This window comes from Lacihabitans sp. CS3-21 (genome assembly GCF_024343675.1).
Lineage (GTDB): Bacteria > Bacteroidota > Bacteroidia > Cytophagales > Spirosomataceae > Leadbetterella.
The window spans coordinates 1-1,418 of the sequence record NZ_RJUD01000075.1; the positions used below are offsets into that span (position 1 = coordinate 1).

The 1,418-nt window shown below is 39.1% G+C and carries 1 pseudogene; it reads left to right on the top strand.

Annotation, left to right across the window (positions count from 1 at the left end):
* A pseudogene (locus tag EGI24_RS14495) lies at window positions 1–1,418 on the top strand (hypothetical protein); the annotation flags it as partial.

The window sequence follows — 1,418 nt, forward strand, 5'->3', positions numbered from 1 at the left end:
TGCCGCTCCAACGCTCAATGGTAACGTAACTGGTTGTGCTGGTGCATATTTTATTCCATATTTTACCAACGTCGATGGTGATGTAAAATTTTTATTAGATGTTAATGGTACCGCAGGATTTCAAGAGGGTACAACGGATAGGATATTGGAGGCATTTGGTGTTACTGCAGGTAGCCATCTCATGCCATGGGATGGTTTAGACGGTCTTGGGAATGTACTTTCGCCAAATACAACAGTAACTTCTCAAATTAGCATGTTAAGAGGTAGAATAAATTTGCCTTTATACGATGCTGAAATGAACCGAAACGGGTTTACACTCTCGGCTGTTTCTCCAGTTTCAGTTCCAAATCTCAGGATGTATTGGGACGATGCTAGTTTAACCAACCATGCAAATAATACTACTGGAGCAGGTGTGGATAACAGTGTTCTAGGACAAGATTCTCCAGGCCACGGTTGGAATGGAACTTATGGAAGCTCTTTACTTGTACCACCTGTTCTTCCTGGTGGAGAAGGCTCAGATACGCCTTCAAATGCAAATGATGACTTTGGTAATTTACGTACTATCAATACTTGGTTTTGGGGTTTGGAAGAGCAATCTGGAACATTAAACTTCAGGTTACCTTACTGTATTAGTATTCAAGGTAATGTGTATAGCGATGCAAATGGTTTAAATAATTCATTAATTAATGGAACAGGTTCGAACTTTGGAGGGTTATACGCTTATTTGGTGAATACTTTAGGTAATGTAGTTGCCATTGCTACTGTAAATTCGGATGGAACATACATTTTCAACAATATAGATTCTGGTAGCTTTACAGTAAGGATAAGTACAAATACAGGTGTTCTCGGAAACCCGGCCCCAGTTATTGCTTTTCCAACAGGTTATTATACTATTGGTGAAGGTACAGCAGCTAGTGGAGATGGAACCCCTTCAGGTGATACGCCCATTACGGTTGTAGCTTCAAATATTACAGGAGTAAATTTTGGTTTAAATCAGTTACCAAGTTCAAATACAGCATCTGGAACATTTTTGAATCCGACTGGTACGAATACAGTTACTATTCCAACTTTAAGCGGCTCTGATCCTGAGGATGGAAGTTTAGGGGTAACTAATTCTATCATTATTAAAGAGTTGCCTTTAAATGGAACATTGTATTACAATGGTATTGCTGTTATAGATGAGCAAGTAATAGCAAGTTATAATTCAACTTTATTAACGCTTGATCCTTCATTTCCAAGTGTTGGAACAGTGGTTTTTGATTATGCTTTTTTTGATAATACAGGTCTAGTTGACCCTACACCTGCTACTGTTACCATCAATTTTACCAACAATCCTCCAGTAGCCAACAACGATACCAATGCACCGATAGCTTCAACAGCAGGTCAAACGGCGATAAATGCTTTGACAGCGACGGATA